This is a genomic window from Legionella santicrucis, from assembly GCF_001468135.1.
Taxonomy (GTDB): domain Bacteria; phylum Pseudomonadota; class Gammaproteobacteria; order Legionellales; family Legionellaceae; genus Legionella; species Legionella santicrucis.
Genome location: NZ_LNYU01000024.1, coordinates 182422 through 196340, shown reverse-complemented (window position 1 = coordinate 196340; position 13919 = coordinate 182422). Strand labels below are relative to the sequence as shown.

Here is a 13919-nt window from a genome sequence, read left to right as displayed (position 1 = left end):
TAAATAATAATACCTTTATGGATAGTGTCCTTAGATACACCAGAGCCTTGTTTTAAAAAGTTAGAAACAATTCACCATAGATTAATAAAAATAAACTGGGTTATTTCGATGCAGCCACAATCATTAAAGATTGCCCTAATTACTGATAACTATTTCCCTCAAATAGGGGGAGTTGAATATTGTGTTGATGCCTTAGGAAGAAACTTAGCCGCGCTTGGACATCAAGTATGCATTATCACGCGCAAAAGAAAAAATTACCCTTTAGAAGAGAGAAAAGGATCGCTATTCATTAAACGAATTTCATACACTCAGATGTGTAGGACACTTTTAGGATTTTCTCGTCAATATAATGAGTTTTTTACTCAATTTGATATCATAAACGCCCATAGTTTGGGCTCCATATTAGCAGTACAAGCTCTTTTACTGGCAAAAAAAATAAAAAAGCCCCATGTTTTGACAAGCCATTCCCTCTATAGAAATCAAGACAAGCGTTTAATTAAAGGCTTCGCACTACTCGTTCAACATGTGATTTGTGTCAGCCATGCCGTTATAGATAATATGAAATCTTTAAAAAAAAATGCAGCCACTTACTATATTCCCAACGGGTTTGATATGTTTTCTCCTAATGGTACAGAAAAGTCTATCCCTTTAGTAAAAAAGCCTGATGAACTCATAATAACCACCGTATCCCGATTATCGAGCAAAAAAAAAGTTGCCGATTTTATCTTGGTTGCTCATGAATTGCTTAAAAAACATAAAAACCTAAAATTTTTTATAGTTGGGGATGGACCACAAAATACAAAACTACAACGAATGGCCAATCAATTAGGTATTGCAGAATATATCTCTTTTACCGGAAATATATCACGAACAGCCGTATTTCATTTAATACAGCAAACAGATATTTTTGTTTTAACCTCTCCTCACGAAGCATTTGGAATGGTTATATTAGAAGCGATTTATCACAAAGTCCCAACTGTTGCTTATGCCAATAATGGAATTTCTGACATAATCTCTTCAGGAAAAACAGGTTTTTTAGTTTCCTCACTGCCTGAAATGATCGAAAAAATAACCCAACTTATTGATGATGAGGCATTACGTTCTGCATTAGGAGATAAGGCATACCCTTTACTCAATAAATTTAAATGGGAGGATATTGCGAAACAAACTTTATCTGTTTACTATAGTTTATTGATTTCTTCTCATCCTCAAGGGATATCACTTACGGAAGGAAAAAAATTATAAGGAAGCTCCTTTGATATCACGACTTATCAATTATTTTCATTTTTTAAGATGTCATTTAAAAATCATACCTCAGATCAGTAACACAAACATTCAAAATAATGTCATTGTTACGTTCACTACAACCCCAAAACGAATCAATAAAATATGGCCAACTTTAAACTCCATTGCGTTACAATCGCAACAACCCGAAAAAATTATGTTGTGGATCCCTAAACGATTTAAACGTTTTGCAAATCAATCTATTTCTCAGCTCCCTAATTTTATTAAAAAATATCCTAACGTTTTTATCCAATATATTGAATATGATTATGGTCCTGCTTCAAAATTATTGCCTTGTTTAGAGTTCTTTGCGGGACAAAATAAAAAATTAATTATCATTGATGACGATAGAATCTATCCACCTCACTTTATTCGTGATCTATTGCATTACGAACAATTGGATCCTAATGCTGCGCTAGGAATAGCAGGGACTGTGATGCATGGTTCAATGCGCTACGAATATAAAGCGATAAAAAAAATGACTCTGGTTGATGTGCTCCTGGGATATAATGGGGTACTGGTAAAGCCAACATTCTTTTCAGAAGATATTTTTCATTATCCTCCTAATTTACCTGAGGCATTTTTTGAAGATGATGTCTGGATTAGTGGGCATTTACAAAAAAAAGATATACGACGAATCCTGGTTCCTTCATTACCAGGATGGCAAAGCCTCATTCTAGGAAATAAACGCTCTATGGGATTATGTATGCACGAAAATAAGGATAAAAATAATTTTAATCGCGTTTTTCATCACTTGTTTGAACGGTAACTAATCATGAAGAAAAGAATTCCTATTTTCTATTATCATTCCATTGGTGGTACTGGACCTGAAACATTAGATTTACACCGCTTTACCGCACATTTGGATGCCTTGAAAGTTCAATCGTATACCACAATTACTCTTGCTGATTTATTTAAAGAAAAATATGATGCAACAAAACAAAATGCAGTTTTAACATTTGACGATGGTTTATTGGATAATTATGAAAATGCATTACCCTTGTTAAATCAGTATGGTTTTGTAGCCACTTTTTTTGTGGTCCCTGGATTTGATAAAATAACCCGTTGGGTACATCCAGGAAAAAGAAAATGGAGTAATGTTCAAAAAACAGGATATACAATTCCCTATAAAAATATGCAAAAAAATCATCGCAAAGCATTACTGAATGCTGGAATGGAAGTCGGTTCACATAGTTTTTCTCATCCCAAACTTCATCAGATTGATCGGAAAAATCTTACCTATGAGATTTCTGACTCCAAAAAATATTTAGAAGATGAGCTGGGAATTGCCATAGAAACATTCTGCTATCCCTATGGGGGCTATAATACAAAAGTAGTGGAGACCGTCAAGAATGCCGGTTATCTTGGTGCCACAACGACATGGCCTGGCTATTATAACGCGGAAAGATCGCTTTATAAGAGCAATCGATTCTTAATCGAAAACCCAATCTTTTTTTCTGAAGTACTAAAAGGAAAAGGGACATCTGCCTACGCTTATTTGAAATCAAAATTTTTAACTCACAAAATAAAGAAAAGTAAATTTTAAGGGGCTGTTGACAATTCAGTTCCCAATGCGGAACGTCGGTGTTTTGGAAGACAAATTGTCAACAGACTCTAATTTTATCAAAATAATTAAGATACCTGTTTTCATTGAAACAAATTGTAATATAATTTATTCTTTGGTGTTCAGGACTTTAAAAACTGTTATTCAAGTTTGTTATATGGAGATTTCATGTCATTGGATGTCATACATTGTGAAAAATCCAACCATTTTCGCGATTTTTTAAATGTCTCTTATAGATTATATAAAAATGATCAAAATTGGGTACCTCCCCTGCAAATTGTAACAAAACGTATTTTAAATAAAAAAAATCCTTTTTATAAAAAAGCTGAAATTAGCTTATGGGTTGCTTATAAAAATAACATTCCAGTAGGTAGAATCGCAGGCATCATTAATCAGACTCACAATAATTTTTATAAAGAAAATATTGCTTTTTGGGGATTTTTTGAAGCCGAAAATAGCCATGAAGTAACACAAGCTCTTTTCAAAAAAATAGAGGAATGGGCCTCTTTTCACAATGTTGGTAAAATTCGCGGGCCAATGAATCCATCAATTAACTACGAATGTGGATTGCAAATTTCTGCTTTTGATACCAAGCCTTTTTTTATGATGCCCCAAAATCCTGAATATTACATCTCATTAATAGAAAATCAAGGTTATGAAAAAATCCAAGATCTCCAAGCGTGGAACATCAATGTAAACCAAGCAAAGATCGAGCCTAAAAAAATTAAGATCATGAATGCAGTACAAAAAAAATATGACATTACGATTAGATGCGCCAACATAAAATCTTTTGCTGATGAGATAAAATTAATTTCAAAAATTTATAATGATGCTTGGTGTGAGAATTGGGGATACTTACCATTAGATTTAGAGGAGTTCAATTATTTAATTTCAGATTTAAAATCCATTATTGATCCTAGTTTGATTTATGTCGCGGAAATAGCTGGAGAACCTTGTGGCTTTTCAGTAGGCATTCCAGATCTCAATCAAGTACTATTACCCAATCGCCGTGGAAAGTTATTATCCTTGCATTTTTTAAGGTTAATTTGGCAGATTAAGATAAAAAAAACGATTAATCAATTTCGTATCCCATTGCTTGGAGTATCAAAAAAATACCAACATCTTCCCATAGGTGCCATGTTATATTATGAATATATTAAAAAAATCCCGCCACAGGCCCAATTTTTTGAGGCAGAATGCTCATGGATACTAGAAAACAACCATGCTATGAAAGCGGGACTTAAACTAATTAATGCCACGCATTATAAAACTTATCGTATTTACGAAAAAAATTTATAAGATGGACAACACTTAATGCAAAACTTTATTTCAATCATTGACGCTCTAAAGGAACACGTAACAGAATATCCTGATTTTATTGCTATTAAATTTTTGACCCAAAAGGGCTATGAGATACTGACTTATAAAGAACTCGATCAACAGGCGCGAAGGTTGGCGCATCAACTACAGCAACATGGTTCCTATTATAATGAATGCGCGGTTATTCTGTTGCCGCCGGGTTTAGAATATATTGTCGCTTTTTTTGCCTGCCTCTATGCAGGTGTCATTGCCGTTCCTGTATATCCGCCGCGAAGAAATCAGCATAAAAATAGAGTATTCTCTATTCTTGAAGATTCACAAGCAAAATTTATAATTACGAATCAATCCCTTGCCCCTGAGTTTCCTGATCATAGCGTTATTGACGTCGACGCAATGGATAAAGAATTATCTACGGAATATCTATTTAAGCCTATTGAGCAAAATAAAATTGCTTTTCTGCAATATACCTCAGGCTCTACAAATACTCCTAAAGGCGTATTTATAAACCATCTGAATCTTGTAGCAAATATAAAGACAATAATAAATATCCCTCCTTCTGATGATAGTGATAGGAACAAAGTGTGTTCATGGTTACCCCCATATCATGATATGGGCTTGATTGGATGTATTCTCACTCCCTTGTATAAGCGAGTTGAGCTTATCTTAATGGCTCCCGCTTATTTTTTAAACTCCCCCATACGTTGGCTTGAGGTGATTACACAAGAACGAATCACCATAACCTGTGTACCCAATTTTGCTTTTGATTACTGTGTGTCAAAAATTACAGACGCTCAAATGAAACAATTAGATCTAAGTAGTTTGCAATGCATTTACAATGGCTCCGAACCTATCCAATTTGATTCAGTGCATCAATTTATTAATAAATTTTCTGCAGCAGGTCTTTCTCCGCAAGCAATACATTCATGCTATGGTCTTGCTGAGGCCACCTTAATGTTAACTGCAAAGCAATTTAATGAGTCGAATAACTCATTAAAGCTTATCAAATCTGATTTTGAATTGGGCAAAATATCTATTCCAGTTGGGGAATCAAATCAATCTACTGTACGAGTAATCAATTGTGGTAAATGTCAATCCGATCATTCCATTCGTATTGTTAATCTCAATACATTAACTGAATTGCCTGAAAAAACTCTTGGTGAAATCTGGGCAAGCGGACCAAGTATTGCAAAAGGCTATTGGAATAAAGTAAAGCTCACAAAAGCCACTTTTGAAAATCAATTAGCGGATACTCCTGGAGTCACTTATTTAAGAACAGGAGATCTTGGCTTCCTCAATCAAGGGGATTTATATGTCACTGGTAGAATTAAAGACTTAATTATCATTCGTGGCAAAAATTATTATCCGCAAGACATCGAGCAAGCAATTACTCAGAGTCACCATGCATTTGATACACAAAGTGCAGCGGCATTCACAGTAGAAATTCAAGAGAGACAAGAGCTTATTGTCATCCAGGAAATTAGACGTGAAGCCATAAGCACCATAGAACCTGATCTATTATTTTCTAAAATCCAGGCTCTTTTATTGGATCAATTCGGATTAGTGCCCTACTCTATTGTTTTAGTGAAACCATACTCCTTGCCTAAAACATCAAGTGGAAAAATTCAACGTTGGCTTGCTCGCAAAGCATTTCTTGATAATACCTTAAAAAATATTGCTTGCTGGAATAAAGACTCTAAAAATCAAGCAGATACTATTTCTCTAACTTCTTCTACAAATGAAATAAAAAAATGGTTAAACGATTGGATGATGAGGCGGCTTAATATGAAGTTAACGGATCATGATTATGAAAAATCCGTCACTGCCCTAGGAATTAATTCAATTGCTGCAGTCGAATTATCCAATGATTTACAGACTAAAATAGGTCAAAAGTTTGAATTATTGCCTCTATTTGAACAATATACTTTAAATCAACTTATCACCTTTTTGTCAGATAGCTCTCCTATTAACGATTTAAAATGTAACCCAAACACTAAAATTGCAGAGCCCTTCGTTGACAGCTCATTAATCAATCAGCTCTCCAAAAGCAATGAATCAATTAAGCTTATTGAGCCGCCATTAACATACGGATTACGAAATTTAATCCAAAATCCTGATTTGAATTTAGACGATGATTTTATTAGAACTTTAAAAAGCATTTACTTTAATGTTAATGAAGGTATATCAAGTAATACTACCGTAATCGATGGAAAAGCCTATATTAATTATTCAGGATATAACTATTTAGGTTTATCTGGTGATCCAAGCATTAACGAAACGGTTATTGCTGCTGTAAGAGAATGGGGTACCTCTGTCTCTGCCAGCCGCTTGGTTTCTGGTGAAAAATCACTTCATGGAAGGTTAGAAAAGGCCATTGCTGATTTAATTGGCGCTGAAGATTGCCTCGTATTTCCTTCCGGGTATTCAACTAATATTACAGTGATTACACATTTGTTTGGTAAACAAGATCTTATTATTCATGACGAGCTTGCCCATAACAGTATAATCCAGGCTGCAGTATTTTCTGGAGCAGAACGTATTGCCTTTCCGCATAATAATTATCAATTTCTCTTTGATTTTCTTGAAAAATATCGTGATCGTTATAGAAAAGTATTAATTGTCACTGAAGGGATCTTTAGCATGGACGGAGATATTGCTGATGCTCCTAAACTTGTTGCCATTAAAAAACAATTTAATGCTTTTTTAATGATCGATGAAGCACATTCTATGGGTGTATTAGGGAAAACAGGTAAAGGTATTCGTGAATATTACCATTTAGATGCTAAAGATGTGGATATTTGGATGGGGACGCTCAGTAAATCATTTGCCAGTTGTGGTGGTTACATCGCAGGGACTCATGAATTAATTGAAAATCTTAAATATACTGCCGCAGGCTTTGTATATTCGGCAGGAATATCGCCTGCAAACACTGCCGCTGCATTAGCAGCGATTGACGTCATGAAAAAAGAACCTCAGCGAGTAGATTTGCTTCGTGATAGACATACTCTTTTATTGTCTTTATTAAAAGAACAAAACATTCCAACTGGGTTAAGCAATAATACACCTATTATTCCAATTATTGTCGGCAACGACTTAGTAGCAATACAACTCAGTCATTACTTAAAAGAAAACCATATTTTAGCTTTACCTATTATTTATCCCGCAGTAGAAAAGAATTTAGCAAGAATAAGATTATTTGTGAATTGCTTACATACAGATGAGCAAATTTACAAAACCGTGAATTTATTGAGGGAAAAGATTCTAAAACCAAAGGTACAAAAAAGTCCTGCGCAAATAGCATAATCTACTTGTTACATTAACATGAGTTCGGAATAAGAAAACGAGCCATTACCCCAAATGGCTCTGGTAGACTCTAGATCCTTATCCATAAAACTTGTTGGCTTAGACTCCCTGCTTTTACAGAAGATGGCTATTTTTTGTATTTATAAAAAGGAGTTCTAAACATATTAATAATAAGGCGCTAACGATGTTGCTACTAAAAATGCAATAAATGCATATAAAAATCCAAATACCATATCAATGACGTAATGAAATCTTCCATAGATAGTACTAATTATTAATCCGATTCCAAAAGGTAAAATGTAATAAAAGAGCGGGGTATGCAAATACCCAGTTGTTAACAAAATTGCAGAGGCCACTCCAGTATGGCCACTAGGAAATGCAGTACCTGTAGCTGAGCCATCCTGTAATAATTTATGCGTTACTCTAAAGATAATACCTTGGCTACGTCGGTCCTTAATTTTTTCAAAAATATTACGAGGCCCACAAGCTGGAATTATGCTGTGTGTGATATAACATGAAAAAAGTAACAATAGGATAACAAATTGACATTCATAGAATGCTACAAATTCTTGTCTCAGATAAAAAAATAACGGCACGCCATAAATAAATAAATAAAAAAATAAATAACATAAGTGAAGAAATTCAGAAAGCAATAATGAATTCCCACGATTATTGTGATGAAAATTCATCACCCACATACAATATTTCCGCTCAAAATGGATGAATTGCTCATCATAATGAATTTTATTAAATGCTGATGTAAGGATCTCTGTTTCTCTATAAAATAAGGGTAAAAGCATTAAAGGAAGCCAATCGTATACAATTTTTAAAACATTTGAATCAATCGGTTTTAAAAACGGAAAAACCTCCCATAAAATAATAATGCAATTTATGAAGAGATAAAAATGGCGTAATTTTTTTTGTTCTGGGTTAGATATTATTAAAATAAAAGTTGCTATAAGAATATAACTAATCACCAAAAGGGCCACTACTAACATCACTTAATCCTAATGAAACGGTCTAACATCCTTATCATCTCACTTGCAACAATTTACACTGATTTATGTTTGTTAGCATGATAAATCGTTAAAAAAATCGTTTGTATTATCGTAAGCGTTGACAAAGAAATTAAAAGAATTAACAAAACCCCTGCCCAATACGAACTAAATAAAGAGGTAATCAAAATTCCTATCATGAAAAAAAGCATTTCACCTCGATTCATCACCCGCCAGATTAGTGTTTCATTATCATCAGATACTGCCCCACGGTGATTGGCATAAGCCACGATAAACGAAGGTAAAATAACAACAAAGGAGGTAATACAGATTAATTGATCCAAACTCAAATAAAAGGCTTTAATTTCACAAAAAAAATAAGAAAAAATAATCGCGAAGTCAACAAATCGATCAATTGTTCCATCAACAAAAGCCCCTAAACTCGATGCTTTGTTCCGAGCCCGTGCGACTGATCCATCAATCACATCAAAAATACCCGCTAAAAGAAAAAGTAGAATGGCAATAACGTAATAATGAAAATAAGAACAAAAAACAGCAATTGCCGCTAAGATTAAAGAATTTATTGTATAAAATCCCGCAGGAAAAGGACTATATTTTGCAAAAAACCTACCCAGAAGCATTGAAGTTTTTTGCCAAACCCGTGATTTTTCTTTTATCATGATTAAATCCAATTAAACATATAAAATGATTCGGTTTTATAATAACACGAGAAATAACCATCCTATTTATACTGTAAGATAATAACAAACAATTATATAACCGTCATCTTGTAGGGTAGCATAGATTGCTTTTAAACAATTTTATTTTCAAGCAGCTATTTCATTAGCGATTTATGCTTGTTAACTTAGTTGATAACTAATGCTAAATTGTATAATGGATAAAGAGCATCATTCAAATGAATAAAAAAACAATATTAATTACAGGTGCAAGTCGTGGTATAGGGAAACAATTAGCACTTCAATATGCCTCAGCAGATATAAATTTAATTTTAGTCGCAAGAGATCTAGAAAAATTGACCCATGTTGCTCAATGTTGCCAAGAACAAGGAGCGCATACGACTTATGAACGCATTAATGTCCAAGACACCCTTCAATTAAAAAAATTTATTATTGATGTAGATAGTAAAACACCTATTGATTTAGTGATTGCTAATGCTGGAGTATCTTCAACACTACAAGCTAACTGGCAACCTGAAAAAGAAGAAGATATTAACCAGGTGCTTGCCATTAATTTGCAAGGGACTATGAATACAGTGAATCCATTGATTCCTAGGATGATGGCACGAAAAAAAGGACAAATTGCCATGATGGGTTCCATTGCTGGTTTACGTGGATTACCTCAATCTCCAAGTTACTGTGCCAGTAAAGCAGCACTTCATATATATGGTCAATCCTTGCGTGCGTGGCTTATCCGATACAAAATTCATGTTAATGTGATTTGCCCGGGTTATGTAAAAACAGATATGTCGGATCGGCTTACTGGACTTAAGCCTTTCTTAGTTCCCTGCGAAAAAGCGGCGAAAATTATTCAAAAAGGTTTACTAAAGAATAAAGCATCTATTGTCTTTCCATTACCACTACATTTGCTTATTAAATTGTCGCAATTACTTCCCTCAAGACCGGTAGACGCAATTTTAAATCGATTTGAATCTTATATTAATTAACGTGAGTTCGACGTCAAGCCATGGAAATGCCTTGACGTCGCTAAACGAACGTTATCTCCAAGCTATTGTAATAAATGTTCCATAAATGCATCCAGTTTTTCAAAATGCTCAGCCCACGTTGGTGGCGTATAATGAGATAATCGCTGCAATTGGGAGAAACGTTGCTCGCTATTTTCATGAGTATAAGCCTTGATCGTTTTTAACCAGGTTATTCCATCTAAAGGATCAATATATTCGGGGATGTCTCTGGCTATTTCTTTAAAAACCTGGAGATTACTTGCAATTACAGGTACTTTTAAGGATAAGGCTTCCGCTAAGGGTATGCCATAACCCTCTGCAAAAGTGGGGAACAATAAGGCGCGTGCATGACATAAGTAAGAGGCTAAGTCATTATCATTTACAAGAACTTCAATAACAAGCTCTCGTAAAATCTCACATCTTTCCAGATAATCGACAATATTTTCAAGCTCCCAACCTCTTTTGCCAATAATGACTAAGCGCGGTGTTTTTTCTTTAAGCTGTTCCACCAAACGACGCCAAACTTGTAATAAAAGTAAATGATTTTTTCGAGGCTCAATAGTTCCAAGGATCACAAAATAAGGCTGTGATAAAGGGGGAACGGTTGAGGGTGTCGCCAAATTTAGGTGCAGATCACTACCTAGCAACACAGCTCTGGTAGGAGGTAATTGTTTACGTTGAGATACAGCAAAGCTTTGTAGTTCCTCCAAAGTAGCTTGTGAATTGGTGAGAATACCGTGCGCATAGTTTGTAAGACAATTGAACATGCTTAGATATTCTTGTCCTCTTCCAGGCGAACAATATTCGGGGTAATGTAGGGGAATTAAATCATGGACCATGAATAAACTGATTACTCCTGGGATGTTACTTATGTGAGGATGACCATCATATCGAGCTGGCTCGATGTTTAATAAAACTCCTCCTGCTAGCCCTTGTCTTTCTTTTTTTGTAGCTCTTCCTTTGATTAGCAAAAAGATAATTTTAAATCTATAGTATTTTGGCTTTGAATCAATTAATTGCAAAATTTGACTGGTTGTATTTTGTGATAAAATAAGATTAAGTTTCCAATAGATTAACTTAAATTGCACTACCCCGCTTACATGATGTTCATAATGCCTTAAATAAGCCATAATCACACGATCAATTCCCGTTAGTCGGTGTGCGGCAATCACATTCGATAATAAACGGCTCATCCCTAGCAATATGTGTTTCATTATTATGAGAAAATAATTTATTGGGCTAGCCTCATTCTATTTAAAATTTTTTTAAATTGCCATATAAAGTCTGTTGACAATTCGCCTACCGCCTAAGTGCCGCAGCTTGTCATAAATGCCATCTTGTAGCATGCTCTCCCTCAGCTTCAACCATAGCATTAGTCTAAGCATTGCAAACCCGTTTATACTTGGTGTCAGAACCGTCATACTATGGGTTTTACCTTATGAATCAATGAATGAGAAAGAATGGATTTTAATTTGACCATCTACTGGATACCGCGGACAAGCCGTGGCACTTAGGCGGGAGGCGAATTAATTTGTTTCATCCTACGTTATAATTTTTAATCGCGGATGCTCAAACAGCAATTTACAGTTATCTTCGTTTTTTTCATAAAATTGCATGTACTTCTCTCGGCTCAAATCCGCAAGACGCTGCAGTTCATCTGCAGGACTTTTACTGATAAAAAATAAAGAATTAACTAAAGAATTAATGTCCTTATGATTATGCATCTGATCATTCAAATCCATTCCTCTACTACCGTGTGCGGTAGTTAATAATGGCATTCCATGAGCCATTGCCTCCACTGTTTTAATATTGATTCCTGTACCACACAACATTGGGGATACAATCAAATCCATCTGACTATAAAATTCTGTAATATTAGGTACATAGCCATGCATGTTTACCCAAGACTTTTTAAAAACGTTCATTTTAGAATCGAAAATCCTTTTAGCAACTGCTTTATTAACTTCGCCAGCAACATGGATGACAAAGGGGCAATCCTCTTCTTTTTGTAAATAGCGACCGATACTTTCCAAAAGTTTCTGTACGACAGCCAGATTAAATTGATTATTACTTGCAACAATACCTATATTATCTAATGAGGAAAATTTATTGTTTAAGAATTTAGGAGCAGTAATATGAGAAATCGCTACAGCATTTTTCTGGCCAGAAACCGTTTCAAAATATCTGGTCTCTTCCTCAGTGATTCCAATGACCAAATCAGCTCTTCTTAAATAAGTGCCTTCCTCTTCTGGAGTACATGAAAAGTGTCCTAATGGTAAATTATTGAGACGCAACATTTCGGAACGATTTCCCATTTTGTCGTGGGTATCAATTACTTTTAAAATATAATCAGGTACAAATTCAAGCAGTTTTGATTGATATATATAAGAACACAAAACAAGATCTATATCATAACGTTTACATAAAAAATAAATATGCTCGCCAATACCCTCTTGGTACCAACCATCATAGGGAACAACACCAAAACTAACCATTGCCTTATTACAAGGAATAACATCTAAGGTAGTAAATTGATTTTTCATTGCCTGTAAGTCGGCTTTACTATATTCAGCATTTTCTAACATAACGAAATGAATCTTATGCCCCATCCTCTCAAATTTCTTAATAAGAGTGCATATTCGAGCACGATTGCCATGGTTAGCGGGATAAGTAGGAATAGGAGAGTAATATAATATATTTAAACGATTCGTTGTTCGTCGATGATGGGCCGCTACAGATGGGGTCTGTTCTGCTCGCATCATTGCCACATGCCAGGAAGAACCAAATTTAGAATAATTTTTTAAAGCATGGTGCCACTTTTCTATAAATAATTTTTTATTCTTCTCTAGAAGATTCTGATAGGTACGCCCATAAGTCTTATGGAGAAAGTGCACTACTTCCGAACTAGGTTCATAAACCACCCTCATTCCTTGCGCATGAGCACTCATCGCTAAATCTGTATCTTCGTAATACGCATTTTTATAGCGAGGATCAAATCCTCCTACAAAGTCCCAAAATGATTTTCGAATAAGAATAGAGCAACCAGAAATATAATCGGCATCACGTTTGATATTTAAAAAAGAAACATCGCGACGACGACCATACCCAATATTTTGAGTAGCACCATTTTGAAATATGATAGAGCCTGCTTCTTGAATCTTTCCGGTTGGGCATAAAATCTTAGAACCAACGATCGCAATACGTTCCTCTGCGTCCATCGTCTGGTATAAACTTTCTAACCAATTAGGCAACACTATAGTGTCATTGTTAAGCAATAGAAGATATCGCCCTCGAGCTTGTTGTGCGGCATGATTGCAATTTTGTAAAAATCCACTATTTTTTTCCGTTTTAATAACGATTAGGCCTGGATACAGCGCAGCTGCATTCATTGTTTCATCTGTTGAGCAATCATCAGCCAAAATTACTTCATAATTAACTTTGCCATTACATGTCTTTAAAATAGAGTTTAAACAAGCGCAAGTTAATGTCCATTGATTGTAAACTGGAATAATAATAGAAACAGCTATATCTTTATGAGCATTTGGAAAAAGTATGGGTTGTGCAGGCTGTCGTTGGCAATATCGAATAAACGCTTTTAATGAATGTCCATGAGAAATAGGAGAACACTCTTTTCTTAGCAGTGCCCCTATTTTTTTTTTCAAAAAAATCAAACCATCGCAAAAATAAGCTATGTAATCTAAAAAAAAATTGATGAATCTCCAAGTAAAAGAGCTTTCTTTAATTTTGACGTAAA

Annotated in this window: 10 protein-coding genes; 6 read left to right on the top strand and 4 right to left on the bottom strand. The window is 34.7% G+C overall.

All coding sequences use genetic code 11. The features are described from left to right. The first annotated feature begins 24 nt into the window (after positions 1-24). The 5 genes from Lsan_RS05660 to Lsan_RS05640 all read left to right on the top strand — a co-directional run bounded on the left by Lsan_RS05660 (position 25) and on the right by Lsan_RS05640 (position 7468). Positions 25-1245, top strand: a complete 1221-nt coding sequence (locus tag Lsan_RS05660) for a glycosyltransferase family 4 protein (RefSeq protein WP_133134209.1) — start codon at positions 25-27, stop codon at positions 1243-1245. A 10-nt stretch (positions 1246-1255) separates the two neighbouring features. After that, complete coding sequence (locus Lsan_RS05655) at positions 1256-2053, top strand: hypothetical protein (protein WP_058513526.1); 798 nt, start codon at positions 1256-1258, stop codon at positions 2051-2053. A gap of 6 nt (positions 2054-2059) precedes the next feature. Beyond that, positions 2060-2830: a polysaccharide deacetylase family protein gene (locus Lsan_RS05650; RefSeq protein WP_058513525.1), complete on the top strand. Its 771-nt coding sequence runs from the start codon at positions 2060-2062 to the stop codon at positions 2828-2830. A gap of 186 nt (positions 2831-3016) precedes the next feature. After that, positions 3017-4147, top strand: a complete 1131-nt coding sequence (locus Lsan_RS05645) for a GNAT family N-acetyltransferase (RefSeq protein ID WP_058513524.1) — start codon at positions 3017-3019, stop codon at positions 4145-4147. Between the two features lie 15 nt (positions 4148-4162). Then, on the top strand, positions 4163-7468 hold the full coding sequence (locus tag Lsan_RS05640; RefSeq protein ID WP_058513523.1) for an aminotransferase class I/II-fold pyridoxal phosphate-dependent enzyme: 3306 nt from the start codon (positions 4163-4165) through the stop codon (positions 7466-7468). 164 nt (positions 7469-7632) lie between these two features. Here Lsan_RS05640 and Lsan_RS05635 read toward each other — a convergent pair whose 3' ends face one another. Together Lsan_RS05635 and Lsan_RS05630 are read right to left on the bottom strand one after the other, a co-directional pair. Next, positions 7633-8466, bottom strand: a complete 834-nt coding sequence (locus tag Lsan_RS05635; protein ID WP_058513522.1) for a phosphatase PAP2 family protein — start codon at positions 8464-8466, stop codon at positions 7633-7635. A 53-nt stretch (positions 8467-8519) separates the two neighbouring features. Further along, complete coding sequence (locus tag Lsan_RS05630) at positions 8520-9143, bottom strand: CDP-alcohol phosphatidyltransferase family protein (protein ID WP_058513521.1); 624 nt, start codon at positions 9141-9143, stop codon at positions 8520-8522. 236 nt (positions 9144-9379) lie between these two features. Here Lsan_RS05630 and Lsan_RS05625 point away from each other — a divergent pair, with 236 nt between their 5' ends. After that, on the top strand, positions 9380-10147 hold the full coding sequence (locus Lsan_RS05625) for an SDR family NAD(P)-dependent oxidoreductase (protein WP_058513520.1): 768 nt from the start codon (positions 9380-9382) through the stop codon (positions 10145-10147). A 62-nt stretch (positions 10148-10209) separates the two neighbouring features. On the opposite strand, the gene Lsan_RS05620 is transcribed toward Lsan_RS05625, so the two are convergent. Beyond that, positions 10210-11358, bottom strand: a complete 1149-nt coding sequence (locus Lsan_RS05620; RefSeq protein ID WP_162265589.1) for a glycosyltransferase family 4 protein — start codon at positions 11356-11358, stop codon at positions 10210-10212. Between the two features lie 348 nt (positions 11359-11706). Continuing rightward, positions 11707-13827: a glycosyltransferase gene (locus tag Lsan_RS05615; protein WP_162265588.1), complete on the bottom strand. Its 2121-nt coding sequence runs from the start codon at positions 13825-13827 to the stop codon at positions 11707-11709. Positions 13828-13919: the final 92 nt, after the last annotated feature.